This window comes from Bradyrhizobium sp. BRP22 (assembly GCF_020194175.1).
In the GTDB taxonomy this organism is placed as follows: Bacteria; Pseudomonadota; Alphaproteobacteria; order Rhizobiales; family Xanthobacteraceae; genus Bradyrhizobium.
Window position 1 is genome coordinate 358,516 of record NZ_JADYVX010000001.1, and the last position, 25,681, is coordinate 384,196.

Genomic DNA, 25,681 nt, shown 5'->3' on the forward strand with positions numbered 1-25,681 from the left:
ACCGCATCTCTCCCCTCATCCTGAGGAACCGCGAAAGCGGCGTCTCGAAGGATGAGGCCACAGTGCTCGCAGCGCATTTGAGTCGTAGCCCGGGTGGAGCGTCACCGTAACCCGGGGGCGGTGGTGGGTGTTGATGCAGGTGTCCCGGGTTGCGCTGCGCTTCACCCGGGCTACGAACTATCAAAGCCGCTTGATCGCGATGATGTCGCTGCCGGCGGCCTTGATGCGGGCGATGGCGTCGGTGATGTTCTCGATCACGGTTGCCATGTGATGCGCATTGGCATGCGCGATCGTCGTCGCATCGCGCACGACGGCGACATGGCCCTTCCAGAAGATCAGGTCGCCGCGCTGCAGTTTCTTGGCTTCCGCTGCGCTCAGTTCGCGCCCGAGGCCTTCCTGCTGCATGTCGCTGTCGCGTGGACAGCCGGTGCCGGCTGCGGTCAGCGCGACCTGCACCAGGCCCGAGCAGTCGATGCCGAGGCTGCTCTTGCCGCCCCAGAGATACGGCGTGCCGATGAAACGTTCGGCAACAGTGACGAAATCGTTCTCGATCGCGTCGATGCTGCCGACATGGCGGCGTGGCAGGTGCCAGCCTTCGCGCGTCACCGCGAACACGCCGTCCTCGCGCGTGACGTTCAGCCTGGCGCCAAGCGGCAGCGTCTCGACCGGCGGCAACTTGATCGAGGGGCCGGGGAAGGCGAAGGTCCGCAGTGCCGTCACCTTGTGCGTCGGCGTGGCGGAAGGCTTTGCCAGCGCGGCGTCAGGCAGCCAGCCGACATAGCCGTCGCTCCCAAGCTGGCCCCAGGCGAACCCTTCGCCGTTGCGATCATAGACCGTGACGCGCTCGCCCTTCAGCGCCTGCGTCAGCAACGCGGCATCGGAGCGCGGCGCTTCGCAGAGCGGTGCGAGGGCGTGCACAATCTCGAACTCCTCGCCGGCGACGAAGCGCTGCGCGCGCACCTTGCCTTCGAGATATTTCGCGGCGATGTCGCCGCGGGCGGGCGTCAGGCGCGGATCATCCATAGCGCTGGCTCAACAGTCTGTAGATCGCGCGCGCTGCCTGGCATTCGCCGCCCTCGGGCCGCGCCGGCTTTGCGCTGGGGGTCCAGCCGTAGATATCGACATGCAGCCAGCGTTTGGCCTGCTCGACAAAGCGTTGCAGGAACAGCGCGCAGGTGATCGAACCGGCGAACGTGCCTGACGGCGCGTTGGTGATATCCGCGGTCTTCGAATCCAGCCAGGCATCGTAGGCAGGCCATAACGGCATGCGCCACAACGGATCGTGCTCCGCTTTGGCGTGAGCCGCGACTTCGGCGGCCAGCGTGTCATCCTGCGTGTAAAAGGGCGGCAGATCCGGTCCCAGCGCCACGCGCGCGGCGCCGGTCAGCGTGCCAAGGTCAACCAGGAGATCCGGCTTCTCCTCGTCGGCGAACGCCAGAGCATCGGCTAGCACCAGCCGTCCCTCGGCATCGGTGTTGCCGATCTCGACCGTCAGCCCCTTGCGCGAGGTGAAGATGTCGAGCGGGCGGAAGGCGTTGCCCGCGACCGCGTTCTCGACCGCGGGGATCAGCACGCGCAGCCGCACCTTGAGCTTGGCGTCCATCACCATCTGCGCCAGTGCGAGCACATTGGCGGCGCCGCCCATGTCCTTCTTCATGATAAGCATGCCGCTCGACGGTTTCAGATCGAGCCCGCCGGTATCGAAGCAGACGCCCTTGCCGACCAGCGTCACCTTGGGATGATCGGGGTTGCCCCAGGTGAAATCGATCAGGCGCGGCGCGCGGCTCGAGGCCATGCCGACGGCGTGGATCAGCGGAAAATTCCGCCGCACGAGCTCGTCGCCCGTGATGCAGTTGAAGGCGGCGCCGAACCGCGACGCCACTTGTTCCGCCGCCTGTGCCAGCTCTTGCGGTCCCATGTCGTTCGAGGGCGTGTTGATGAGGTCGCGCGCCAGATATGCGGCCTCCGCGATGCGCGAGAGCTCTGCCGTGTCGACGCCGTCCGGCGGCACCAGCCGCACATCGGGTGCTTCGGCCTTGCGATAGCGGCCGAAGCGGTAGCTGCCGAGCGCAAAGGCGAGTGCGGCGAGCCGCGTATCATGCGGCGCATTGGCGAAGCGGTAGACGCCAGGCGGCAGCAGCCCCGGCAGGCTGCCGGGTCGGAACGGATCGCGCGACGTGCTTCCTTGATCCTCCAGTCCGAACAGCACCTGTGCGAGCGAGCCGTCGGGCGCCGGCAATGCGAGATATTTGCCGGGCTTGGCCGCAAAGCCATTGGCCTGCGCGAACTGCCGCGCATGAGCGGGAAGCGTCTCGCGGATCTGCTCCCAATTCGATTTGGTGACGAAGCTGATGGGAACGGCGTTCGAAGCGGAGGCGGTTTCGAAGATGGGCGGCATGCGGCTCTCGATCAAATGGCAGGGGCATTGATTCTTGTTTCGGCGTGATCTTCTCGGAAAACCGGTCTCCACTTTTCCGGATCACGCCTAGAGCATTTTCGGTTCTGATTAAATCAGAACCGAAGCTCTAGATTCTTGTTTTGACGCGTTTTCTTCACGCGAACCGGTGTCCACTTCGCTCGAAAATGCTCTAGTTAACCAGACGTTAGGGTTAACAGTCTATTGCTGGCACATTCGGCGTAAACTTTTCGCCCGAAATTGTGAGTTAAAGCGCTATGCGTCGACAGTCCAGTCTTGCCCGCGCGCTCGCGTCGGCTGCCCTCTCGGCGCTGCTGGCGGCAGGCCTCGGCGGCTGCCAGACGCTCTCCGATGTCGCGGGATCGCTGACAACAACACGGACGAAGACCGCCGCAGCCGCGCCGGATGACCCGCGCCGCGCTGTCGAATTCTATGGCGAGCGCTATCGTGTCAATCCGAAGGATGTCGAGGCCGCGATCGGCTACGGCCAAGCGCTGCGGACGACCGGACAGCGGGCGCAGGCGGTCGCGATGCTGGAACAGGCCACGATCGGCAATCCCGGCAACCGGCCGCTGCTGGCGGCCTATGGCCGGGCACTTGCCGACAACGGCAATGCGCAGGCGGCGTTCGATGTCCTGAGCCGCGCGCACTCGCCCGACAATCCCGATTGGCGCATCCTGTCGGTGCAGGGAACCACGCTCGACAGGCTCGGCCGGCACGAGGAGGCGCGCCGCTATTATGCGAGTGCGCTGCGGATCGCTCCGGACGAGCCGTCGGTGCTGTCCAATCTCGGCCTATCCTACATGCTGAGCCGCGACCTGCCCAAGGCCGAAGAAAATCTGCGCCGCGCCTATGCCAGCGGCCGTGCCGACACCAGGGTGCGGCAGAACCTTGCCCTGGTGGTCGGCCTGCAGGGCCGGTTCGCGGAAGCCGAGACCATCGTCAAGGCCGACATGCCGGCCGACGAAGCTGCCGCCAACGTCGCCTACCTCCGCGATATGCTGAAAGGCCGGGATAATCCGCGGACCGCGGCCGCGAAGCCGGTGCCGGTTGTCGCGCGGGACGACTGATCCGTCTCGGGCGTTGTAGCCCAGGATCTTCTTGCGGGCCACCCAACCGGGTTCAGTGGATCGTCGCCATGACCTTGATGTAGGCCGGGCCGAGAATGACGATGAAAAGGCAGGGCAGGAAGAACAGGATCATCGGCACTGTCAGTTTCGGCGGCAGCGCGGCAGCTTTCTTCTCGGCCTCGTTCATGCGCATGTCGCGATTCTCCTGCGCCATCACGCGCAGGCTCTGGCCGAGCGGCGTGCCGTAGCGCTCGGACTGCTGCAGCGCCAGGCAGACCGACTTCACACCCTCCAGCCCGGTGCGGGCGGCGAGGTTTTCATAAGCCGTCTTGCGGTCCTGCAGATAGGAGAGCTCTGCCGTGGTGAGCGTGAATTCCTCTGACAGCGCTACCGATTGCCCGGCGATCTCGGTCGCGACTTTCCTGAAAGCGACCTCGACGGACATGCCGGATTCGACGCAGATCAAGAGCAGATCGAGCGCATCGGGGAAGGCGCGCCTGATCGAAAGCTGGCGCTTGGTGATCGCGTTCTTCAGGAAGAGCATGGGCGCCTGCAGCCCGAGATAGGCCGCGCCGATGCAGATGCCGATATTCACCAGCAGCGACGTCTCCAGTTGCGCAATGACGAAAATGTACAGTGCGGTGCCGACCAGCATGGCGATCGGCGCCAGAGCGCGGAAGAACAGAAAAGTGATATAGGGGGCGTTGCCGCGATAGCCTGCCATGACAAGCTTGTCGCGGGCACTCTCCTGCGCCACCCATTTGCTCAGGTTGAAGTCTTCCACGACCTTGGAGACGATCTGCTTCGGCGCCTGCCGCAGCGATACCTTCTCCGATTTGGCCAGCCGCTCGCGCTCGCGCTGCCGGATACGCTCGCGCTCGCTCGCCACCGCCTTCATCCGCTTCTGCAGGTTCTCACCGGCGAACAACGGCATGAGCAGCGAATAGCAGGTTGCGCTCACGGCGATCGCCGCGAGCAGCATCGTCATGAACCTGACGTCGTGGAGCTTGTCGGCCAGGAAGTCAATCATGCTTCACCCGTCAGAAATCGAAATTGATCATTCTCTTCATGACGAAAACGCCGATGCTCATCCAGACCAGACAGACAACGAGCATGAGTTGGCCGGTTGAATGGGTCCAGAGCAGGGAGATGTACTCGGGCGCCGTGATGTAGGTGAGGATCATGACCGTCGGCGGCAGCGCGCCAATGATGCCCGCCGAAGCCTTGGCTTCCATCGACATCGCCTGGATCTTATCTTTCATCTTCTTGCGGTCGCGCAGCACCCTGGAGAGGTTGCCAAGCGCTTCCGAAAGATTGCCGCCGGATTTCTGCTGGATCGAGATGACGATGCCGAAGAAGTTCGCTTCAGGCACCGGCATGCTCTCATAGAGCCGGGCGCAGGCCTCGCCGAGCGGCATCCCGATCGTCTGGGTTTCGATGATTGCCTTGAACTCGCTTTTGAGCGGCTCAGGCGAGTCGTTGGCGACGACCTTGAGCGACTCGAACAGCGGAAGACCGGCCTTAATGCCGCGCACGATGACGTCGACCGCGTCGGGGAGTGCCTTCAGGAAGGCCGCCTCGCGGCGCTTCTTCAGGTAGCCAAGCAGCCAGCGCGGCAGTCCGAAGCCGGCGGCGAAACCAAAACCGACCGCGCCCAGCAGCCCGCCGCTGGTCATGTAGGTGAGCGCGAAGCCGACAGCCGCAAGGATGCCCGAGATGATCCAGAACTTCTGAGGTGTCCAGTCAAGGCCGGCTTGCGTCAGGCGCTTGCTCAGCGGGAGCTTCGCTTCCTTTTGCCGGCGCGCGTCAAGCTCGCGCAAGGTTCCTTCGACCTGCTCTCGGCGCGAACGCTGGGTCCGCTCGGTCTGACGCACGGCCGCGGATTCGGAGCGAGCGATCGAGGCGCGACGCGTTTCGGCCTTCTTCTCACCTGACAGGAGTGGATAGAGGAAGACCCAGCCGAGCCCGCCGATGGTGGTCGCGGCGAGAAAGGCGAGGGCGAGCGATTGCAGGTTCATCATCGGCTCCCTTACGTCGGCGGCGGCGCTTCGGCGGCGTCGAGCGCGGCGGCGAGGCGGTTCTCCTCGTTATAGTAGCGCGCGCGCTCCCAGAATTTCGGACGGCCGATGCCGGTCGAGCGATGGCGGCCGATGATCTTGCCGTTGGCGTCCTCACCGACGATGTCGTACAGGAAGATATCCTGGGTGATGATGGTGTCGCCTTCCATGCCCATCACCTCGGTGATGTGGGTGATGCGGCGGGAGCCGTCGCGCAGGCGCGCGGCCTGGATGATGACGTCGATCGAGGCACAGATCATCTCGCGGATCGTACGCGAGGGCAGCGAGAAGCCTCCCATGGTGATCATGGATTCGCAGCGCGACAGCGCCTCGCGCGGATTGTTGGCGTGCAGCGTGCCCATCGAGCCGTCATGGCCGGTGTTCATCGCCTGCAGCAGGTCGAACGCCTCGGGTCCGCGGACTTCGCCGACGATGATGCGCTCGGGACGCATACGCAGGCAGTTGCGGACCAGGTCGCGCATCGTGATCTGGCCTTCGCCTTCGATGTTGGGCGGGCGGGTTTCCAGCCGGACCACATGCGGTTGCTGCAGTTGCAGTTCCGCGGCGTCCTCGCAGGTGATGATGCGTTCGTCGTGCTCGATATAATTGGTGAGACAGTTCAGCAGCGTGGTCTTGCCGGAGCCGGTGCCGCCCGAGATCAGCACGTTGCAGCGGACGCGGCCGATGATCTGCAGGATGGTCGCGCCCTCCGGCGTGATCGCGCCGAACTTGACGAGCTGCTCCAGCGTCAGCTTGTCCCGCTTGAATTTGCGGATGGTGAGCGCAGGGCCGTCGATCGCGAGCGGCGGAACGATGGCGTTGACACGCGAGCCGTCGGCGAGGCGCGCGTCGCAGATCGGCGACGATTCATCGACACGGCGACCGACCTGGCTGACGATGCGCTGGCAGATGTTGAGAAGCTGCTGGTTGTCGCGGAAACGGATGCCGGTGCGCTGGATCTTGCCGCCGACCTCGATGTAAACCGTGCCGGCGCCGTTGACCATGATGTCGGCGATGTCGTCGCGCGACAACAGTGGCTCCAGCGGGCCGTAGCCGAGCACGTCGTTGCAGATGTCGTCGAGCAGGTCTTCCTGCTCGGCGATCGACATTACGATGTTCTTGATCGCGATGATCTCGTTGACGATGTCGCGGATTTCCTCGCGCGCGGAATCGCCGTCCAGCTTGGCGAGCTGGGCGAGGTCGATCGCCTCGATCAGCGCGCCGAAAATGGTCGCCTTGACCTGGTAGTAGGTGTCGGACCGGCGGGTGTCGACGGTCGGTGCCGGCGCCGGCTTGGGCGGGGCGATCGGCGGCGAAGGCATGGTCGGAGCCGCGATCTCGCGCGCCGGCGCGGCTGCGGCGGAAGGCTCCGGCGCGTGAACGGCGGGCCTCAGTCCCCGCACTTCACTGTCATTTGCGCTACGCTTACCAAACACGACTCGACTCCAGACCGACTATTTCGCCCGCAGCTTCTCCAGCAGGGGCGACAGGAACGATCCCCTGGGTTTCTTGGTCTCGCCGCGGCCGGTCAGCCGCTGCGCGATCTGCAGGAACATCTCGATGGTGCGATGATTGGCGGAGATCTCCGCGATCATCTGACCGTTATTGGCGGCCGAGCCGAAGATCTGCGGATCGAACGGAATTGCCGCGATCGGCTCGGCCTCGATCGCCTTGGCGAACTCGGCGGTGTTGATCTCGGGGCGCTTCGGCACGCCGACCTGGTTGAGGCAATAGAGCGGCGCGCGGTCGTTCGGCCGCGACGCCTTCAAGAGGTCGACCAGGTTCTTGGTGTTGCGCAGGTTGGCAAGGTCGGGGACGGCGACCACCAGGATGTCGTCGGCGGCGATCAGCGCCCGCTTGGTCCAGCCCGACCATTGGTGGGGAACGTCGAGCACGGTGCACGGCATGGTCGTGCGAAGCGTGTCGAAGATCGCATCGAAGGCCTCGGCACCGAAATCGTAGACGCGGTCGAGCGTCGCCGGCGCCGCGAGCAGGCTGAGGTGATCGGTGCATTTCGACAGCAGGCGGTCGATGAAAGCGGTATCGACGCGGTCAGGCGAGAACACCGCCTCGGCGATGCCCTGCGGCGGATCCTGGTTGTAGTCGAGGCCGGCGGTGCCGAAGGCGAGGTCGAGATCGGCAACGACGGAATCCAGCGCCAGGTCGCGCGCGATCGCCCAGGCGACGTTGTGCGCCACGGTGGACGCGCCGACGCCACCCTTGGCGCCGACCACGGCGACGATGCGTCCGACTGCCTTGGCCTCGGGCGCCGAAAACAGGTTGCAGACCGACCGCACCACGTCGATCGTGACGATCGGCGCGATCAGGTAGTCGCTGACGCCACGACGGACCAGCTCGCGATAGAGCGCGACGTCGTTGAGGCGCCCAATCACGATCACCCGTGTGCCGGCGTCGCAGACCGTGGCGAGCTGGTCGAGACCGCCGAGGATGTCGCCATTGCCACCCGTTTCCAGGATGATGACGTTTGGCGTCGGCGCCGAGCGGTAGGCCTCGATGGCGGCGGCCATACCGCCCATCTGGATCTTCAGATGCGCCTTGGCGAGCCTGCGGTCCTCGCCTGCCGACTGCACCGCGGCGGCGGTCTCCACGGTGTCGCAGAACGCCTGCACCGATACGCGCGGCGCCGGCGCGATATGTTCCTCCACCTGTGGCGGGGCGTCAGGCTGGGCGTCTGAGTTCTGGCGCGCGTAGCTGATCATTTGCCGACATTGCTCAATTTGGCCACGTCGGCCTCGGGATAGGTCGTCGTCGTCGCGAGACCCTTGCGGTATTTGTCGAAGGCGATGTCACGTCGCCGCGTGTAAGGCGGTGTCTCCGGGCGCGGCTGCACGAGATCGCTCGGATTGGCGACCATGGCGGCCATGTTGCGCTGGTAGGCGCAGCCGAAATTGTAATAGGGCTTGTTGTCGAAATAGCTCTTGTTGTTGATCGACGGCCCGAGATCTTCCGGCCAGGTGCCGCAGGGACCGGCCACCGCCGAGATCCGCGCATAGTTGATCCGGATCGCCGCGAAGTGACGCGGATCCTCTGGATGATACTGGCGCACGGCGACCGCGCGCGGCGGCACGCCGGCGGCCGCGAACGTCGCCTGGATCTCACGCAAGGAATCGGCGGCAGCGCGCGCATTCGGCGTGCCCACCGGGGTGTCGATGCTGATCGCGCCCGTGCCTTCGCGCAGCCAGGTCTGCGCCAGGCCCATCACGTCGGCGCGCTGCTCGGCGGTCAGGCCGCCACGGCCGCTGCCGACGAACACCACGATGGAGCGGTCGGCTTCCTGGACCGCGATCGGATGGCGCAGGCGATAATCGTCGGGAAAGCTCGCGAGCGGGGAATCATCGCTGTGCTTGCAGGCACCGAGCGCCACCGCAATGCCGATCAGCGCCCCGAGGCGAACGAGGGCGCGGCTGCGATCGGCGGATCGTTTGGATGTCAGCTTGGGTGTCATCGTCCCGCCTCAGTCGGTAATGAAGCCGTAGGTGCCACGGTAATTTCGCGCCGGCTCGGTACGGCCCGGCACGCCGTAGATGCGGGTGACGCTGCCGAGGAAATCGGCCTGCGGGTCGGACGCATTGGCAAAGCCATCGTCCGGCCGCGACAGATCCTTCTGGGCCACGGCGCGCACCACATACGGCGTCACCAGCACCATCAACTCGGTCTGGTTGTTGACGAAGTCGCGGCTGCGGAACAGCATGCCGAGGATCGGCAGTTGGGCAAGACCGGGAAATCCGTTGATGGCCTGCTTAGTCTGTTCCTGGATCAGGCCAGCCATCGCCATTGCGCCGCCGGAGGGGATTTCCAGTGTCGTTTCCGCGCGGCGGGTCCTGATCGAGGGAATGGTGAGCGAGTTCACCTGATTGGCGGTGACGGATTGCGCGATCGTGATCGAATTGTCGTTCGACAGTTCTGATACTTCCGTCATCACCCGCAGGCTGATACGGCCTTCGGTCAGCACGACAGGCGTGAAGTTCAGCGAGATGCCGAATTTCTTGTACTGGATCTGGGTCGTACAGATATGGGTGACCGGGTCGCAGGAATAGCCTGCTGGAATCGGGAATTCGCCGCCCGCGATGAACGTGGCCGATTCGCCGGAGATTGCCGTGAGATTCGGCTCGGCCAGCGTTCGCACCACGCCGGCGCTTTCCATCGCGCGCAGCGTCGCCGATACCGAGGGGGTAGCGCCGAACGAGGCGGTGGCCGTGTTGTCGGGGACCAGCGGGCGGCCAAAGGCGGTGAAGGGATTGGCATTCCTGAAACTCACCACCGCCGTGCCGTAGTTCAGGTTGGCGGTGAGGTCGATGCCGAGCTGTTTGATGATATTGCGGGCCACCTCGGCGACGGTGACCTTGAGCATCACCTGGTCGCGGCCGCGGACCACGATCGAATTGACCACCTTTTCGGGGCCGCCGGCAAGCCGCGCGGCGAGATCGCCGGCCTGCTGCGCCTCGATCGGGCTCGAGACCGTACCGGTCAGCACCACGCCGTCGCCGACGCCGTCGATCTGAATGTCGGCATTCGGCAGCGACTGGCGGAGTGCGGCGCGCACGCCGTTGAGATCGCGCTTCACGGCGATGTCATAGGCGGCGATCTGCGCGCCGGAGGAATCGAAGAACACGATATTGGTCTGGCCGACAGCGGCGCCGATGATATAGGCGCGCTGCGCCGAGCGGATCACGGCATTGGCGATCTTGGGATCGGCGACCAGTACGTCCTTGATATCGCGCGGCAGGTCGATCACGACCGATTTGCCGACGCCGAGTGACAGGAAGCGCGCATTGGCCTGGCCATCGGCCACCGGCGGCGGCGCGACGCGGTAGTCGCTCGCCACCACCGGCCTGAGCACCGGGTTGAGCGTGAACGCAACGGCGGCCGAAAACGACAGGGCGCGAACGACGAAAGCCCGCATTATCGATCGATTCCCCCAGCCTTTCATTCCCCGCGCCCCTTCCTCACTTCTGCACCGTGTGCGGACTGGCGATGCCGTAGCGGACGACGTTGATGCTGCCGCGCTTTCCCGCCGCGCTGTCGGCGTTGGCCTCGACGACATTGACGTCGGCGATGCTGCGCAACGCCAGCGTCAGCGTGCCGCTCTGGCGTGCCCGCGCCAGCGTCTCGGCCTGCTCGGGCTTGAGCTCGAGCGTCACGGTCTTGCCGATCAATGCGCTGGTGCCGTCTTTCTCCTTCGGCGCCTGGTCGATCGCCAGCACGCGGACATTGCTCAGGATGATCTCCGAATTGACGAGATCGGGACCATTGCTGTCGGGATTCTTCTCGCGCCTGGAAAGAATGACGTCGACCCGGTCATTCGGCAGGATGAAGCCGCCGGCGGCGGTCTCCGGCGAGATTTCGGTCGATATCGCGCGCATGCCGGACGGCAGGATCGCGGCCATGAAGCCGCTGCCATCGGCCTTCACCAGCTTCTGCTCGCGGATCGGCTCGCCGGCGATGAAGGGAGTACGCGCGATCGAGCCGATGACGTCCTTCATGGCTTCCGGTTTGTTGTCCCGCCGCATGAAGGAGCTGCTCGCTGTCGATGCCGGCCAGGTCTGCCACTGCAGGTCTTCGGGCTTGACCGACTGGCCGAGACCGATATCGGACTTTGCGACGAGGATGTCGACGGTCGGCATTTGCGCAACCGGCTGTTTCGCCGGAGCGGGCTGGTCATTGCTTCCGCTCGCCAGATACAGGGCCGCGAGGCCGGCACAGCCGGCGATAGCCAGGACCACGATGCGCGCGGTGTTCATTACGCTTCACTTTCCACAGGACGACGCGACGGTTCCGCCGCCGTGATCGGCAGTTGACCAGCTATTCGTCAAAGCATGGTTAATGAGGCGTATCTAAATCGGCTTAACGGCCCGTTACTCCCGCCCGTTCAACGCATTGCGAAATGCGCGAAGTCGACCGCCTTCATCCATTCAGTCTCGGGATAGATCACGAGCGCGCCAAGCGCGAGCGCGATGCCGTAGGGAATGCCGGTTTCCTTGGCATGGAGCCGCAGCAGCCAGGCCTGGCCCAGCAGCGGGTAGGGCAGCGGCCATTGTCGGAACTGGAGCAGAAGCAGCGTCAGCGCGCCGCCGAACACGGACGCGTAGAGGAGGTAGGGCAGCAGATGGTCGAACCCGAGCCAGAGCGCCGCGCCAGCTGCAACTTTCGCGTCCCCGCCGCCAATCCAGCCGAACGCAAAGAAGGCAAATCCGGCCACGAGCACGACGGCGCCAGCACCGGCATGCGAAAGCATCTCATGGAGGCCCATCCCACTTGCGAGTGCGAGCACGACGAAGCCCGCCACGAGCGCCAGCGATACGCGGTTTGAAATCGTCATGCTGACAAGGTCGCTTGCAGCCGCGAACGCCATCAGTGCGGGAAACAGCAGCAGGCGAAGAATGTCGAGGATCATGTGATTACGCGAGTTCGTGCGGTTAGGATGAGTGGCGCCTCGAATCTAGCCGCGAGAGATGAACAATCGGGGAAGGCCGGCATGTCACCAGACTGCCGCAATGCGCCAGGCGAGCGTGATAACTGCCAGTACCAGGGCGACGCAGATGATCTCTGCGGATGCGTCGTTCAGATGACCGGCCCGCAAGGAGGCCTTTGTCGCCGCGAGGCGCGGAAGGGTTGATCTACGCATACCATCGCCGTCCAACTCAACGAATGAGACAAAGGCCCCGGATCGCCGGGGCCTCTGTTGCCGGCCGCGAGAGCTGATTACTGCGGCTGCGCTCCGTTCAAGGCGGTCGAAATGCCGGTGAGCGTCGTGGTGAGACTGCCGCCGACGGCCCGAAGGCCGCCAATGATCGCAACGGCAATGAGGGCGGCGATCAGACCGTACTCGATGGCGGTCGCACCGGATTCGTCCTTAATGAAACGCGAAACGAGGTTCTTCATAGATTACTCCTGGTGTGCACGTGGCTGGTCGAACTTAGCGTTTTGGTCTCCCCGGCGTTCTCAGCACCGTGACCATGTGCGCGACCGTAGGGGTGCGACAATTGCGCAGCAGTTAATTCGATTGCAGAAAGATCGCCCCAAATTTGACAGTTCCGGCGCAGAGTCAATGCGGGCTTAAGACAATCAGTAAAATCGAAATCTTTCGGGTTCGATGAGATTGGGGTCGTGCGCTTCTCGGTACGCGAGTGCCGGGCCAAGAGTGCAGGATCGCGCCCGAGCCGTCTTGCCGGCTGATCTTTGTCGCGCAGGCGTCGCTTCGGCGAGCGAGATCGTCGCGCCATTCGTCTCTCTGCTCCGGAAATATGCGTGAATTTGCCGACGCGCTTTTTGCACTTCGTTCATGAATTGTCGTCAGTTTAGCCCTGTCGGGCACCGCTTCCGCTGCGTATCGCTGTTGCCGGCTTGTCAATGCCCCGGGGTAGAGTATGTCGTTCAAGTCAGAGCGTATCCGCGTATTGGCGGGCCTTGCCTTCAGCCTTCTCGCAGCCGCCGTCACAGCATGGCCTTCTAGAAGCTTTGCCGCGGCTGATCCGGATCGGATCGAAGTCAACGTTGACCAGGCCAAGCTCGTCAAGCTCCCGACTGGCATCGCCACTATCGTGGTCGGCAATCCCATGATCGCCGACGTGACGCTGCAGACCGGCGGCGTCGTGGTCGTCACCGGCAAGGGTTATGGCGCCACCAATTTCATCGCCATGGACCGCAACGGCCAGATCCTGGTCGACCGTCAGATCCAGGTCCAGGGTCCGAGCGACCAGCTCGTCACCGTCTATCGCGGCATCGAACGGGAATCCTATAGCTGCATGCCGATCTGCCAGCGCCGCGTGACGCTCGGCGATGGCGAGACCTATTTCAAGTCCACGATCGATCAGGCGGGCTCGCTCAGCAGCCAGGCAAGCGGGCAGAGCGGCGGCAAGTCCTCCAACTGATGTTAAAAATGCGGAGGCTGCCGGCACGGCGACGTTGCGCCGGCGCCCATGCTTAACGCCGGCCTAACGGAACGGGTTACCCTGTCTCGATCCGAGGAAACATTTCGACAATCAATTTCAGGTAGTCGTTACGGACCATTCCGTCGCGAGACTCCTTTCGATGCCAAAGCCTTTAGGCTCTTTGCGGAAATCGTTGTACCGGTTTCGCCGCGATCGTCGCGGCGTAACAGCCGTCGAATTCGCCCTGGTCGCGCCGATCTTCTTTGTGCTGTTGTTCGCGATCATCGAGACGGCCATGGTGTTCTTCACCAGCCAGATCCTCGAGACGATCGCCCAGGATTCCGCGCGTTTGGTCCTGACCGGCCAGGCGCAAAGCGGTTCACTCAGTCAGGACGACTTCCACAAGGCGGTCTGCGCTCACAAGCTCAGTTTCGTGTTCGACTGCAACGCCATCGGTGTCGACGTTCGCAGCTATCCCCAGGCTACCGTGGTCAAAATCCCCAACCAGATCGGTCCGGGCAGCACCTTCATCAATGATATGAAATATTGTCCTGGCCGCGACGGCGATATCGTCGTGGTCAGGCTGTTCTATCAGTGGCCGGTCATCGTCATCAAAATGCTCAATGTCGGATACGACCTCCAATATGACCTCTCCAATCTGAGTGGCAGCAAACGGCTGTTGTCGGCGGTAGCAGTCTTCAAGAACGAGCCTTTCCTGGTTAACGGGATGACGTGCTCATGAGCGAGACATTGAAAATGGGGTTGCCTTCTTCGATGTGGCCCGTGCGCCGCCAGGTCAGCGCTCTCGTGCACGATTGTCGCGGCGTCGCGGCGACTGAATTCGCGATGATCGTGCCCATCATGCTGGTGCTGTTCTTCGGAACGGTCGAGCTCAGCTCGGCTATCGCGATCAAGCGTAAGCTGACCCTGGTGGGACGCGGAGTGTCGGACTTGACCTCGCAATCGCTGGACAGCATCAACACTACGGGCATGCAGAATGCCTTCGCTGCCAGCGGAGCAATCCTGCTGCCCTATTCGCTCACACCGTTGAATGCGACCGTCTCGGAAGTGTTCATCGACAGCAACAAGATCGCGAAGATCCAGTGGAGCCAGTCGGCTACGGTCGCAATGGTTGGCGGCTCGCCGCAGGCAACGCTTACAGCTTCGCCGCGTAAGCCGAAGGATACGGTGACGGTTCCAGGAGGATTATTGGTACCAAACACCTGGCTGATCTGGAGCGAGGTCAGTTACACCTACACGCCGACGGTCGGCTATGTGCTCAAGACCGATATTAAGATGAAAGACGAGGCCTACACGCGGCCGAGACAGTCGCTTTGCGTCGACTATCCGCCGCCCAACAGCTCGAGCAGTAGCTGCACGCCGGTTTCCTGACACGCGAACTGCACGCATGGGCTAAAACAAGAAGCCGCGCGATGAGCGCGGCTTCTTTTTATTCGGTGCTCTGGCTTCGGAGCTGTTGATCAGTCGCGAGCACCGCGTATGCGGGCCCGCGGCTGGTCAGTTCGCCGCGCGCAGATTGTCGGCGGCGGATTTGCCGGAACGGCGATCGGCCACGATCTCGTAGGAGATCTTCTGGCCTTCGCGCAGCGTGCCCAGACCGGCGCGTTCGACGGCGCTGATGTGCACGAACACGTCATTGCCGCCGTCATCGGGCTGAATGAAGCCGTAGCCCTTGGTTGCGTTAAACCACTTTACGGTTCCCATGCTCACGGGATAGTCCCTTCTCAGATAGACAAGTCAAAGCCCACTCTCGCAGGCTGGTGGATCGAATTTTGGAAGGGTCGTCAGCGCCGAACCGGGATACCGGTGGATGGCTAATGTCGTCCGGCCGAAAATCGATTGACGCGATATTATGCGAAAAACGGCCCCAAAACAATCCTGACGTGCGCGGATTTCGCTCGAACGCAAAAAGCACCGCAATCGCGCAAGACATGAGCTGTCGTGCGCGAGTCCGGATCCCTTGGGAACACGTCAGCGGCGGCGGAACTGGCCGCCCCGCGGGGCCTGGCCACGCGGCGGGCCGCCGGGCGAGCTCGGGCGCTCGTCCTTGTGACGGAAAATCAGCCGTCCCTTCTCCAGGTCATAGGGCGACATTTCGATCGTGACCCGATCGCCGGCCAGCGTCTTGATGCGGTTCTTCTTCATCTTGCCGGCCGTGTAGGCGACAATCTCGTGTCCGGTGTCGAGTTGCACGCGGTAGCGCGCGTCGGGAAGGATTTCGGTCACCAGCCCTTCGAACTGGATCAGCTCTTCCTTAGCCATGTGGTTCTCCAGAATCGATGACGGCTAGTGCTGCGTTTGGTTGTTGCGGTTGGGTTGCGGTTTGGCCCGGCTTTCGCGATGCAAGAAAGCGACGCCTTGAATGCCGCTCTGCTTGCCCTCGCTCTTGCCGATCTGCGGCGAACACGGCGACTCGCCCCGGCTCGCCTGCGGCGCGCCACTATTACCACCTCGACGGCGGCGGCGGCGAGGCCCTTTTGCAGCCGGCGGCGAATCATTTCCCCTGGCCTTATGGGCGCGCGAAGCCGATCGTCCAGCCCGGTGCTGAGCGGCGGCAGGCGCCTGTTCGCGGCTGCCCGGCGTGCGGCGGTCTTCCCGCTGCAGCGCCATGCGGATCAAACGCTCGATATCGCGCAAGTATCCCATCTCTTCCGCGCCCGCGACGAGCGAGATCGCGACGCCATCGGCGCCGGCGCGTGCGGTGCGGCCGATGCGGTGCACATAGGTCTCCGGCACGTTCGGCAGGTCGTAATTGACGACATGGCTGATGCCGTCGACGTCGATGCCGCGCGCGGCGATGTCGGTCGCGACCAAAGTGCGGATTTCGCCGGAACGAAATGCCGCCAATGTGCGTTCACGATGGTTTTGCGACTTGTTGCCGTGGATCGCGTTGGCCGCGATGCCGGCCTTCTCCAGCCCCTTCACCACTTTGTCGGCGCCGTGCTTGGTGCGGGTGAACACCAGCGCGCGGTCGACCGGCTCCTGCTTCAAAAGTTGCGCCAGCACGGCCGGCTTGGCGGTGAAATCGACCTGGATGATGCGCTGGCTGACGCGCTCGGCGGTCGAGGACACCGGTGTCACGGCCACACGGGCGGGATCGCGCAGCATCGCTTCCGCGAGTTCGGCGATGTCCTTTGGCATCGTCGCGGAGAAGAACAGCGTCTGCCGCCTGGTCGGCAGCTTGGCGACGATTTTCCTGATGTCGTTGATGAAGCCCATGTCGAGCATGCGGTCGGCTTCATCGAGCACCAGGAACTCGACCTGGTTGAGCTTCAGGCCGTTGCTCTGGACGAGATCGAGCAGGCGACCCGGGGTCGCGACCATGACTTCGACGCCCTGCATCACCGAGCGAACCTGGCGGCCCATCGGCACGCCGCCGATCGCGAGCGCGGAGGTGAGGCGGATGTGGCGGCCATAGGCGTTGAAGCTGTCGAGGATCTGGCCGGACAGTTCACGGGTGGGCGAGAGCACCAGCACGCGGCATGACTTCGGTTGCACCTTGGTGCGGTTCTGCAGCAGCCGGTTGAGGATTGGCAGCGCAAAGGAGGCTGTCTTGCCGGTTCCGGTCTGCGCAATGCCGATCACGTCGCGGCCTTGGAGCGCGAGCGGGATGGTCTGGGCCTGGATGGGAGTGGGGGTGATGTAGTTCTCTTCCCGAAGCGCGCGGGCGATGGGATCGGCAAGGCCGAAATCCTGAAAGGAGGTCAAAAGGGAGGTCTTTCCATCAAAGCGTCAAGCGCGCCGGCGATGTCGGCCGGGCGCGTGAGGGCATCAGTGATACCCGCGTGTTTGGGGCATCGGTGCTGTTGGCTGATCAAAGGCAAGCCAGAACCCGCCGAGGCTGGAACCAAGGCGGCTTAGAACACGCAAGCTTGCGCCGACCCAGCGATTCGCGCGGGTCATAACACCCATATGGAACAGGAACGCGGCTCTTTCAAGGTAAACTCTGCTCGGGCGAGCCAGTTTTCGTGGCGAAGTCACTAATTCAGCAAGTACGGGCCCGGCGTCGCGAGCGCGTCACAATTCGTGCCGGAAATTTAGCCAGATCAGCCAGTTTGCTTAAAAAACAGACTGGTTGCCGCTTTAGCGTACATTTTCTGTGCTCAAGGATTGGGCGACCATTCTCGCCATTTCTTCCGTGAACGCCAGATTTCCCTGCGCCTGCAGCGGCTTAAGTGGTGCTGCGACCGTGGCATGGTTCTTGCGATTCCTCAGGCCGCAGGCGGCCGTGGGGCCGTTTCGCATGCGTTCACGCCTGCGTCAGGGAGATGACATTTCATGCTTACACAGCTTACTCACGATAGAGCGACGCTGAGCCGCCGCGGCTGGCTCGCGGCCGCTGCGGGCCTGGTTTTGGGCCTGGCGTCCTCGCCATTTTCTCCGGCCAAAGCCGCTGACGACACCATCAAGGTCGGCGTCCTGCATTCCCTCTCCGGCACCATGGCCATCAGCGAGACCACGCTGAAGGATACGATCCTCTTCCTGATCGACGAGCAGAACAAGAAAGGCGGCGTGCTCGGCAAGAAGCTCGAGGCCGTCGTCGTCGATCCGGCATCGAACTGGCCGCTGTTTGCGGAAAAGGCGCGCGAGCTCATCACCAAGGACAAGGTCGCGGTCGTGTTCGGCTGCTGGACCTCGGTGTCGCGCAAATCCGTGCTCCCGGTGTTCAAGGAGCTGAACAACATCCTGTTCTACCCCGTGCAGTATGAGGGCGAGGAGTCCGAGCGCAACGTGTTCTACACCGGCGCGGCTCCAAACCAGCAGGCGATCCCTGCGGTCGACTATCTGATGAAGGACGAGAAGGTGAAGCGCTGGGTGCTGGCGGGCACCGACTACGTCTATCCGCGCACCACCAACAAGATCCTGGAAGCCTACTTGAAGTCGAAGGGCGTCAAGCAGGAAGACATCATGATCAACTACACGCCGTTCGGTCATTCTGACTGGCAGACGATCGTGGCCGACATCAAGAAGTTCGGCTCGGCCGGCAAGAAGACGGCGGTGGTCTCCACCATCAACGGCGACGCCAACGTTCCCTTCTACAAGGAACTCGGCAACCAGGGCATCAAGGCGACCGACATCCCCGTAGTCGCGTTCTCGGTTGGTGAGGAAGAACTCGCCGGCATCGACACCAAGCCGCTGGTCGGCCATCTCGCCGCCTGGAACTACTTCGAGTCGATCAAGACGCCGGCCAACGAGAAGTTCATCAAGGACTGGCAGGCCTACACCAAGAATCCGAAGCGCGTGACCAACGACCCGATGGAAGCGCACTACATCGGCTTCAACATGTGGGTGAAGGCGGTCGAGAAGGCGAAGTCGACCGATCCGGACAAGGTGATCGACGCGCTGCCCGGCATCGAAGCGCCGAACCTGACCGGCGGTGTCTCGAAGATGCTGCCGAACCACCACATCACCAAGCCGGTGTTCATCGGCGAGATCAAGGGCAACGGCCAGTTCGATGTGGTGTGGAAGACCCCCGGCCTCGTCGCGGGCGATGCCTGGTCGAAGGAGCTGGAGGGCTCCAAGGACCTGATCGGCGACTGGGTCGGCAAGAAGTGCGGCAACTGGAACACCAAGACCAACAAGTGCGGCGGTCAGGGCTCCTGACACGTCCATTCAAGAAGCCTTCCAAGAGACTGGAGAGGGCGGCGGCGTTCGCCGCCTTCTCCTCACCACTCCTGCCGGGGTCGTCACGTGTCTGGCCATTTTCTTGATCGCTTTCGCGCGCTGTTCCTTTCAGTAGTGCTGATTGCTTCCTTCGCGCTGCCGGCGTTCGCTGGAACGTTCGAGGACGCGGTCGCCAAATTCGCCAATGACGAATTCTCCGACACCGAAGCGGCGATCGAAGCGGTCGCAAGCTCGGGCAATCCGCTCGCCTTTCCGATCATCTCGGCGCTGCAGGAAGAGCGGCTGTCGGCCGATCCCGAGAGCAAGAAAGTTTTCATCACGCAGGCGGATGGCAAGATCATCGATGCCGCCACCGGTGCTGCCGTCGACAAGCTGCCGGACAATGCTGCCCCCGTCCGCCTCAACAACCGCCTGCGCCGCACGGTGGAGGCTGCGCTCGGCAGCCTGACCCTGCTCTCGCCGGATCCCGCCAAGCGGGTCGCGGCCGCGCAATCCGTCTTCAAGAGCCATGACGAGAATTCGCTGTCGGTGGTCGAGGGCGCGCTCGCCAAGGAGACGGACAGGGCGGCGAAGCAGGCGTTCACCGAGGCCCGTGCGGCGATCATCCTGTTCAAGTCCGACGCCTCCGACAACGACAAGCTCGACGCCGTTTCGGTGATCAAGTCGCACGGCGACCAGGAGGCGCTGGCGCTGCTCACCAGCGCCGGCCCCGACCAGCCGCCGCTGGTGGCGCAGGCGATAACGGGCGCGATCGCCTCGATCCAGAGCAATCTGGCGATGTGGTCGGCGGTGCAGAACGCCTGGTACGGACTGTCGCTCGGCTCGGTGCTGCTGCTCGCGGCGATCGGGCTTGCCATCACCTTCGGCGTGATGGGCGTCATCAACATGGCCCATGGCGAAATGGTGATGCTGGGTGCCTACACCACGTTCGTGGTGCAGGAGGTGATCCGCTCGCGCTATCCCGGCCTGTTCGATTATTCGCTGCTGATTGCCGTGCCGCTCGCCTTCCTGGTCGCGGGCGGGATCGGCGTTTTGATCGAGCGCAGCATTATCCGATTCCTCTACGGCCGCCCGCTGGAAACGTTGCTGGCGACCTGGGGCCTGTCGCTGGTGCTGCAGCAGGCGGTGCGCACCGTGTTCGGCCCGACCAACCGCGAGGTCGGCAATCCCTCCTGGATGAGCGGGGCGTTCGAACTCGGCCAGATCACTATCACCTATAACCGGCTCTGGATCCTCTGCTTCACGCTCGCGGTCTTCGCGATCCTGCTGGCGATGCTGCGCTACACCGCGCTCGGCCTCGAAATGCGCGCGGTGACGCAGAACCGCCGCATGGCGGCCTCGATGGGTATCGCCACCTCGCGCGTCGACGCGCTGACCTTCGGCCTCGGTTCGGGGATCGCCGGCATCGCCGGCGTGGCGCTGTCGCAGATCGACAATGTCAGCCCCAATCTCGGCCAGAGCTACATCATCGACAGTTTCATGGTGGTCGTGTTCGGCGGCGTCGGCAATCTCTGGGGCACGCTGGTCGGCGCCTTCACGCTCGGCATCGCCAACAAATTCCTGGAGCCGGTCGCGGGCGCCGTGCTCGGCAAGATCGCCATCCTGGTGCTGATCATCCTGTTCATCCAGAAGCGGCCGCGCGGCCTGTTCGCGCTGAAAGGGCGGGCGGTGGAAGCATGAGCGCGCATATTCTCACCCGCTCGCTGGACCGCGCCGCGACCGCCTTCGTCCTGATCGTCGCGGCGGTCGGCATCCTGATCCCGCTGTCGAACCTCCTGCTGCCGCAGGGCTCGTTCCTGCAGGTGCCGACCTATCTGGTCGCGCTCTGGGGCAAATATGTCTGCTACGCCATCCTGGCGCTCTCGATCGATTTGATCTGGGGCTACTGCGGCATCCTTTCGCTCGGCCACGGCGCGTTCTTCGCGCTCGGCGGCTACGCCATGGGCATGTACCTGATGCGCCAGATCGGCAGCCGCGGCGTCTACGGCAATCCGATCCTGCCTGATTTCATGGTGTTCCTGAACTGGGACAAGCTGCCCTGGTACTGGTACGGCTTCGATATGTTCTGGTTCGCCGCCTTGATGGTGCTGCTGGTGCCGGGTCTGCTCGCCTTCTGCTTCGGCTGGCTCGCCTTCCGTTCCCGCGTCACCGGCGTGTATCTGTCGATCATCACCCAGGCGATGACCTATGCGTTGCTGCTGGCCTTCTTCCGCAACGATTTCGGCTTCGGCGGCAATAACGGCCTGACCGATTTCAAGGACATCCTTGGCTTCAACGTCCAGGCCGACGGCACCCGCGCTGCGTTGTTCGCGCTGAGCTGTCTGGCGCTGATCACCGGTTTCCTGATCTGCCGGGCGATCGTGACCTCGAAACTCGGCAAGGTGCTGATCGCGGTGCGCGACGCTGAAAGCCGCACCCGCTTCCTCGGCTATCGGGTGGAATCCTACAAGCTGTTCGTGTTCACGCTGTCGGCCTGCATGGCCGGCGTCGCCGGCGCGCTCTATGTGCCGCAGGTCGGCATCATCAATCCGAGCGAATTCGCGCCGGGCAACTCCATTGAAGCGGTGATCTGGGTCGCGGTCGGCGGCCGCGGCACGCTGGTGGGCGCGGCGCTCGGCGCCGTCGTCGTCAACTATGCCAAGACGTTCTTCACCTCGGGGCCGCTCGCGCCGTACTGGCTGTTCATGCTCGGCGCGCTGTTCATCCTGGTGACGCTGCTGCTGCCCAAAGGCATCGTCGGCACCTTCAATGCCTGGTGGGAGCCGTGGAAGGCGCAGCGCGTCTCGGCGAGCACGGCAAGCGCGGCGCGCGAAGACGGCATCAGCGAACCCAATCCGGCGGAGTAGGTGCAATGAACGTGATGGACACCCGCGCAACCTCCGCGATGCTGTATCTCGACGGCGTGCACGTCTCCTTCGACGGTTTCCACGCCATCAACAACCTCTCGCTCGCGCTCGAGCCGGGCGAGATGCGCGCCATCATCGGCCCGAACGGCGCCGGCAAGACCACGATGATGGACATCATCACCGGCAAGACCAAGCCGGACGAAGGCACCGTGCTGTTCGACGGCGTCACCGACCTGACCCGGCTGGATGAGACTCGCATCGCCGAGCTCGGCATCGGCCGCAAATTCCAGAAGCCGACGGTGTTCGAGAGCCAGACCGTGCAGGACAATCTGCTGCTCGCGCTCAATGTCGATCACAGCGTCAGGGGCACGCTGTTCTGGCGCGAGAGCAAGGCCGAGACCGAGCGCATCCAGAAAGTGCTGGAGACCATCCGCCTGACCGACGCGCGCAACCGGCTCGCCGGCAGCCTCAGCCACGGCCAGAAGCAGTGGCTCGAGATCGGCATGCTGCTGGCGCAGGATCCGAAACTGCTGCTGGTCGACGAGCCCGTGGCCGGAATGACCGACGTCGAGACGCACCAGACCGCGGAGCTGCTGAAGGCGATCAACAGGGATCACACCATCATGGTGGTCGAGCACGACATGACCTTCGTCCGCGAGCTCGGCGTCAAGGTGACCTGCCTGCACGAAGGCACGGTGCTGGCGGAGGGGAGCATCGATCAGGTCTCGTCGAACGAGCGGGTCGTCGAAGTGTATCTGGGGCGGTAGGCGATGCTGAAGGTCGATAACATCAATCTCTTCTACGGCGCGGCGCAGGCGCTGCGCGGCGTCTCGCTGTCGGCGGAGCCCGGCAAGGTCACCTGCGTGCTCGGGCGCAACGGCGTCGGCAAGACTTCGCTGCTTCGCGCCATGGTCGGCCAGTATCCGATCGCGTCGGGCGCGATCGAGTTCGACGGCAGCGATATCACTGCCCTGAAGCCGTATGAGCGCGCGCGGCGCGGCATCGGTTTCGTGCCGCAGGGCCGTGAGATCTTCCCGCTGCTGACAGTGGAGGAGAACCTCAAGACCGGCTTCGGACCGCTGAAGCGCGAGAACCGATTCATTCCGGACGACGTGTTCTCGCTGTTCCCGGTGCTGCAATCGATGCTCGGCCGCCGCGGCGGCGATCTCTCCGGCGGACAGCAACAGCAATTGGCGATCGGTCGGGCGCTGGTGATGCGTCCGAAACTGTTGCTGCTCGACGAGCCGACCGAGGGCATCCAGCCCTCGATCATCAAGGATATCGGCCGCGCCATCTCCTATTTGCGCAATCTCGGCAACATCGCGATCGTGCTGGTCGAGCAATATCTCGATTTCGCCTGCGAGCTCGGCGACAGCTTTGCGGTGCTGGACCGCGGCGCGGTGAAATATGCCTGCGACCGCTCCAATCTCGATCCCGCTGAAATCTCCCGCCAAATGGCGCTATAAAGACTGGCAACGGCCACCGCCGTTCGTGGGGGACGGATGCGCACCGAGAATGCACGCGCTGATGCAGCGACCTTTGCGGCCAACCGCGCCCGTGGCGCGGTGAGATTCGGCGTGCACCTCAAGGACGGCGTCACCCGCCGCGGAAGCCTGCATGAATCCGGCTCGCTGCGCGTCCGCTTTCCGTCTCCCGAGAACGAGGGGCTGTCGGCCGTGTTCGTCAATACCGCCGGTGGTGTTGCCGGCGGCGACCGCTTCGACATCGATATCGCGGCCGGTGAAGGTGCGCGGCTGACGCTGACGACAGCCGCCGCGGAGAAGGTCTATCGTGCGGCCGGGCCGGCGGCCCAGCTCAACATCGCGCTGAAGGCCGAAGCGGGCTCGCATCTTTCCTGGCTGCCGCAGGAGACCATCCTGTTCGACCGCGCCCGGATCGCACGACGGATCGACATTGATCTCGCGGAGGGCGCTTCGCTCCTGCTCTGCGAAATCGTGGTGTTCGGCCGCGCGGCCATGGGCGAGACCATGCGCCATGGCGAATTTGTCGACCGCTGGCGGATGCGTCGCGGCGGCAGGCTGGTGTTTGCCGAGACCATCCGGCTCGACGGCAATATCGGCGAGAAGCTGGCGCGGCCGGCGGTCGCCAATGGCGGCGTCGCCATCGGCACCGCGCTGATCGTGCCCGGCGATGAGGCAGTCGTGGAGCGGATACGTGAGGCGCAAGACTCCTTCGGTGGCGAAGTCGGCATCTCCTGCTGGAATGGATTTGCAATGGCGCGCTTCTGTGCCCAAGATGCGATGAGGCTGCGCGCCGACATGATGACGGTGCTCGGCCGCGCCTCTGCCATCCCGCTGCCGAGGCTGTGGCTCAACTAGATCACCCGAAACCATCAGAGTGCACGCATGAATTTGTCTCCCCGCGAAAAGGACAAGCTCCTGGTCTCGATGGCCGCCATGGTGGCGCGCCGCAGGCTCGAGCGCGGCGTCAAGCTGAACCATCCCGAGGCTATCGCGCTGATCACCGACTTCATCGTCGAGGGCGCGCGTGACGGCCGCACCGTCGCCGACCTGATGCAGGCGGGCGCACAGGTCCTGACCCGTTCGCAGGTGATGGAGGGGATTGCGGAGATGATCCACGACATCCAGGTGGAGGCGACGTTTCCGGACGGGACAAAACTCGTCACCGTGCACGAGCCGATCCGGTAACCACGTGAGCGTCATTCCGGGGCGGCCGCGTAGCGGCCGAACCCGGAATCCAGAGATTGTTGATCGAGATTCCGGGTTCTCGCTTCGCGAGCCCCGGAATGACGGAGGAAGAAACATGATCCCCGGCGAACCCTTCATCCAGGACGGCGAGATCGAGCTCAATGCCGGCCGCAAGACCGTGACGCTCACGGTTGCCAACACCGGCGACCGCCCGATCCAGGTCGGCTCGCACTACCATTTTTTCGAGACCAACCCGGCGCTCAAATTCGACCGCAAGAAGGCCCGCGGCATGCGCCTCGACATCGCAGCCGGCACAGCCGTGCGCTTCGAGCCCGGCCAGACCCGCGAGGTCCAGCTCGTCGCCCTCGCGGGCAAGCGCGTCATTTATGGCTTTCGCGGCGAGGTGAAGGGCAAGCTGTGATCCTTGGCGCCACGATCGCTGCCGCCCGGCCGCTGTCTCTTTCGCGGGACAGGAACGGAGTGCATGGCGGCGCGGTTGAGGCAAAAAAGGAGTTTTTCGCCATGCTGCAGCCAATCCGCCTCGTTTCCGAAGCCGCCGAGTTCGCTGCCCACCGCCACAACGGCATGGCCCGCAAGGGCCGCGGCAGCGAGCCCTACATCAACCACCTCGCCGAGGTCGCGAATCTGCTCGCGCTCGCGACTGACGGCGCAGACGCCGAACTCGTGGCGGCCGGCTGGCTGCACGACACCGTCGAAGACACCGACACCACGCGCGAGGAGCTGGCGCAGAAATTCAGCGAGCGTGTCGCCGCGCTCGCGGTCGAGGTGACCGACGACATGTCGCTGTCCAAGAAAAAGCGTCGGCAAAAGCAGATCGAGGACGCCCCGCACAAATCGCCTGATGCCAAGATGATCAAGATCGCCGACAAGATCAGCAATACCCGCGCGCGCATCGGGCCGAATCTGTCCAGCGACGAGTGCGAGGACCTTGCTGCTTACGTCATATGGGCGGAAAAAGTTGTCGCGGGATGCCGGGGCGTCAATCCGATACTCGATGCAGAATTCGATGAAGCCGTCAAAGCAGCGAAAAGCGTGTTTGAAGGCAAGTGAAATGGGGGGCCTGC

General features: G+C 63.8%; 27 protein-coding genes. 13 read left to right on the plus strand and 14 right to left on the minus strand.

Annotated elements, in window-relative coordinates; genetic code table 11:
* Window positions 1–180: 180 nt before the first annotated feature.
* Complete coding sequence (locus tag I6F35_RS01555; protein WP_225115876.1) at window positions 181–1,023, minus strand: NlpC/P60 family protein; 843 nt, start codon at window positions 1,021–1,023, stop codon at window positions 181–183.
* A complete protein-coding gene (locus tag I6F35_RS01560; protein ID WP_225115877.1) occupies window positions 1,016–2,398 on the minus strand; it encodes a leucyl aminopeptidase family protein in 1,383 nt (460 codons plus the stop codon). The genes I6F35_RS01555 and I6F35_RS01560 overlap by 8 nt, the downstream gene beginning before the upstream one ends.
* Before the next feature lie 275 nt (window positions 2,399–2,673).
* Here I6F35_RS01560 and I6F35_RS01565 point away from each other — a divergent pair, with 275 nt between their 5' ends.
* On the plus strand, window positions 2,674–3,486 hold the full coding sequence (locus tag I6F35_RS01565; protein ID WP_225115878.1) for a tetratricopeptide repeat protein: 813 nt from the start codon (window positions 2,674–2,676) through the stop codon (window positions 3,484–3,486).
* A gap of 52 nt (window positions 3,487–3,538) precedes the next feature.
* Here the strand turns inward: I6F35_RS01565 and I6F35_RS01570 are convergent, their stop codons facing one another.
* The 9 genes from I6F35_RS01570 to I6F35_RS01610 form a co-directional block, all read right to left on the minus strand.
* Complete coding sequence (locus I6F35_RS01570) at window positions 3,539–4,516, minus strand: type II secretion system F family protein (RefSeq protein ID WP_225115879.1); 978 nt, start codon at window positions 4,514–4,516, stop codon at window positions 3,539–3,541.
* A gap of 10 nt (window positions 4,517–4,526) precedes the next feature.
* Window positions 4,527–5,504, minus strand: coding sequence for a type II secretion system F family protein (locus I6F35_RS01575; RefSeq protein WP_225115880.1), 978 nt, complete (start codon window positions 5,502–5,504; stop codon window positions 4,527–4,529).
* Window positions 5,505–5,515: 11 nt separating this feature from the next.
* Complete coding sequence (locus I6F35_RS01580; RefSeq protein ID WP_225115881.1) at window positions 5,516–6,979, minus strand: CpaF family protein; 1,464 nt, start codon at window positions 6,977–6,979, stop codon at window positions 5,516–5,518.
* A gap of 18 nt (window positions 6,980–6,997) precedes the next feature.
* Window positions 6,998–8,263: an AAA family ATPase gene (locus I6F35_RS01585; protein ID WP_225115882.1), complete on the minus strand. Its 1,266-nt coding sequence runs from the start codon at window positions 8,261–8,263 to the stop codon at window positions 6,998–7,000.
* Window positions 8,260–9,009, minus strand: a complete 750-nt coding sequence (locus tag I6F35_RS01590) for a CpaD family pilus assembly protein (protein WP_225115883.1) — start codon at window positions 9,007–9,009, stop codon at window positions 8,260–8,262. The genes I6F35_RS01585 and I6F35_RS01590 overlap by 4 nt, the downstream gene beginning before the upstream one ends.
* Window positions 9,010–9,018: 9 nt before the next feature.
* Window positions 9,019–10,494: a type II and III secretion system protein family protein gene (locus I6F35_RS01595; RefSeq protein ID WP_225115884.1), complete on the minus strand. Its 1,476-nt coding sequence runs from the start codon at window positions 10,492–10,494 to the stop codon at window positions 9,019–9,021.
* Between the two features lie 16 nt (window positions 10,495–10,510).
* On the minus strand, window positions 10,511–11,305 hold the full coding sequence (cpaB, locus tag I6F35_RS01600; protein WP_225115885.1) for a Flp pilus assembly protein CpaB: 795 nt from the start codon (window positions 11,303–11,305) through the stop codon (window positions 10,511–10,513).
* A 128-nt stretch (window positions 11,306–11,433) separates the two neighbouring features.
* The gene (locus tag I6F35_RS01605) at window positions 11,434–11,958 is read right to left on the minus strand and encodes a prepilin peptidase (protein ID WP_225115886.1); all 525 of its coding nucleotides are present in this window, start codon (window positions 11,956–11,958) and stop codon (window positions 11,434–11,436) included.
* A gap of 308 nt (window positions 11,959–12,266) precedes the next feature.
* Window positions 12,267–12,446: a Flp family type IVb pilin gene (locus I6F35_RS01610; RefSeq protein ID WP_225115887.1), complete on the minus strand. Its 180-nt coding sequence runs from the start codon at window positions 12,444–12,446 to the stop codon at window positions 12,267–12,269.
* Between the two features lie 485 nt (window positions 12,447–12,931).
* On the opposite strand from I6F35_RS01610, the gene I6F35_RS01615 reads away from it, so the two are divergent.
* The 3 genes from I6F35_RS01615 (at window position 12,932) to I6F35_RS01625 (ending at window position 14,827) form a co-directional block, all read left to right on the plus strand.
* Window positions 12,932–13,435, plus strand: coding sequence for a pilus assembly protein N-terminal domain-containing protein (locus I6F35_RS01615; RefSeq protein WP_225115888.1), 504 nt, complete (start codon window positions 12,932–12,934; stop codon window positions 13,433–13,435).
* 160 nt (window positions 13,436–13,595) lie between these two features.
* Window positions 13,596–14,177, plus strand: a complete 582-nt coding sequence (locus I6F35_RS01620; protein ID WP_225115889.1) for a TadE/TadG family type IV pilus assembly protein — start codon at window positions 13,596–13,598, stop codon at window positions 14,175–14,177.
* Complete coding sequence (locus I6F35_RS01625) at window positions 14,174–14,827, plus strand: TadE/TadG family type IV pilus assembly protein (RefSeq protein ID WP_225115890.1); 654 nt, start codon at window positions 14,174–14,176, stop codon at window positions 14,825–14,827. The genes I6F35_RS01620 and I6F35_RS01625 overlap by 4 nt, the downstream gene beginning before the upstream one ends.
* A gap of 126 nt (window positions 14,828–14,953) precedes the next feature.
* On the opposite strand, the gene I6F35_RS01630 is transcribed toward I6F35_RS01625, so the two are convergent.
* The 3 genes from I6F35_RS01630 to I6F35_RS01640 all read right to left on the minus strand — a co-directional run bounded on the left by I6F35_RS01630 (window position 14,954) and on the right by I6F35_RS01640 (window position 17,164).
* Complete coding sequence (locus I6F35_RS01630) at window positions 14,954–15,166, minus strand: cold-shock protein (protein WP_027579225.1); 213 nt, start codon at window positions 15,164–15,166, stop codon at window positions 14,954–14,956.
* Between the two features lie 261 nt (window positions 15,167–15,427).
* The gene (infA, locus tag I6F35_RS01635) at window positions 15,428–15,718 is read right to left on the minus strand and encodes a translation initiation factor IF-1 (RefSeq protein ID WP_130582418.1); all 291 of its coding nucleotides are present in this window, start codon (window positions 15,716–15,718) and stop codon (window positions 15,428–15,430) included.
* A gap of 24 nt (window positions 15,719–15,742) precedes the next feature.
* Window positions 15,743–17,164: a DEAD/DEAH box helicase gene (locus tag I6F35_RS01640; RefSeq protein WP_225115891.1), complete on the minus strand. Its 1,422-nt coding sequence runs from the start codon at window positions 17,162–17,164 to the stop codon at window positions 15,743–15,745.
* Between the two features lie 570 nt (window positions 17,165–17,734).
* Here I6F35_RS01640 and urtA point away from each other — a divergent pair.
* The 9 genes from urtA to I6F35_RS01685 all read left to right on the plus strand — a co-directional run bounded on the left by urtA (window position 17,735) and on the right by I6F35_RS01685 (window position 25,667).
* The gene (gene urtA, locus I6F35_RS01645) at window positions 17,735–19,060 is read left to right on the plus strand and encodes an urea ABC transporter substrate-binding protein (RefSeq protein WP_225115892.1); all 1,326 of its coding nucleotides are present in this window, start codon (window positions 17,735–17,737) and stop codon (window positions 19,058–19,060) included.
* 87 nt (window positions 19,061–19,147) lie between these two features.
* On the plus strand, window positions 19,148–20,761 hold the full coding sequence (gene urtB, locus I6F35_RS01650) for an urea ABC transporter permease subunit UrtB (protein ID WP_225115893.1): 1,614 nt from the start codon (window positions 19,148–19,150) through the stop codon (window positions 20,759–20,761).
* On the plus strand, window positions 20,758–21,927 hold the full coding sequence (gene urtC, locus I6F35_RS01655; protein ID WP_225115894.1) for an urea ABC transporter permease subunit UrtC: 1,170 nt from the start codon (window positions 20,758–20,760) through the stop codon (window positions 21,925–21,927). Before urtB ends, urtC begins: the two co-directional genes overlap by 4 nt.
* Window positions 21,928–21,932: 5 nt before the next feature.
* Window positions 21,933–22,694 (plus strand): urea ABC transporter ATP-binding protein UrtD, encoded by a 762-nt coding sequence (gene urtD, locus I6F35_RS01660; protein ID WP_225115895.1) that lies wholly within the window; start codon window positions 21,933–21,935, stop codon window positions 22,692–22,694.
* A 3-nt stretch (window positions 22,695–22,697) separates the two neighbouring features.
* Window positions 22,698–23,393 (plus strand): urea ABC transporter ATP-binding subunit UrtE, encoded by a 696-nt coding sequence (gene urtE / locus I6F35_RS01665; RefSeq protein ID WP_225115896.1) that lies wholly within the window; start codon window positions 22,698–22,700, stop codon window positions 23,391–23,393.
* Window positions 23,394–23,429: 36 nt separating this feature from the next.
* The gene (locus I6F35_RS01670; protein WP_225115897.1) at window positions 23,430–24,266 is read left to right on the plus strand and encodes an urease accessory protein UreD; all 837 of its coding nucleotides are present in this window, start codon (window positions 23,430–23,432) and stop codon (window positions 24,264–24,266) included.
* A gap of 27 nt (window positions 24,267–24,293) precedes the next feature.
* Window positions 24,294–24,596 (plus strand): urease subunit gamma, encoded by a 303-nt coding sequence (locus I6F35_RS01675; RefSeq protein WP_225115898.1) that lies wholly within the window; start codon window positions 24,294–24,296, stop codon window positions 24,594–24,596.
* A gap of 115 nt (window positions 24,597–24,711) precedes the next feature.
* Window positions 24,712–25,017, plus strand: coding sequence for an urease subunit beta (locus I6F35_RS01680; protein ID WP_225115899.1), 306 nt, complete (start codon window positions 24,712–24,714; stop codon window positions 25,015–25,017).
* Window positions 25,018–25,118: 101 nt separating this feature from the next.
* Entirely contained in the window at window positions 25,119–25,667 is a 549-nt protein-coding gene (locus I6F35_RS01685; RefSeq protein WP_225116024.1) for an HD domain-containing protein, read from the plus strand.
* Window positions 25,668–25,681 lie beyond the last annotated feature (14 nt).